At 36.6% G+C, this 565-nt stretch carries 1 protein-coding gene; it reads left to right on the top strand.

Features of this window, described 5'->3' with window-relative positions:
• Window positions 1-565, top strand: a 565-nt coding sequence (locus ABS911_RS15300) for an ABC transporter permease (protein WP_350468260.1), incomplete at both ends; no start/stop codon positions are given.

The following is a 565-nucleotide window of genomic DNA, read 5'->3' as shown; positions in this document are numbered from 1 at the left end:
TGACTAACGATGTTAATCAACTACAACTGGCATTGGCTATGTTGATTCGCCTTGTTGTGCGTGCACCCTTTTTAAGTATAGGATCGGTTGTAATGGCCTTTATTATTGATAAGCGTTTAGGGCTGATTTATCTTTTAATGTTGCCCATTTTCTGTGGCATTCTTTATTTAATCATTCGATATGCGGTTCCCTTGTATCAAAAGGTACAACAACGTTTAGATAGATTAAATAAACTAGTTGCTCAGAACTTGAGTGGAGTGCGTGTGATTCGTGCGTATGCAAGAAAAGAAACAGATACCAAAGTATTTTCTGAAACGACAGATGAATTAGCAACAATAAACGAAAAAGTATCTAATATTTCGGCATTAATGTCGCCAAGTACGACATTAATTATGAACCTAGGAGTGATTACTCTATTGTATTTAGGTGGTTTTTCAGTTAATGATGGGACGCTCCAACAAGGTCAAGTATTGGCATTAATTAGCTATATGAATCAAATGTTGCTTGCTTTGATTGTCGTATCAAACCTCATAGTTGTTTTTACTCGTGCGTATGCTTCGGGGCA

Source organism: Carnobacterium sp., from assembly GCF_040274425.1.
The sequence above is the reverse complement of the archived record's forward strand: the minus strand, read 5'-3'. Positions and strand labels throughout refer to the sequence as shown.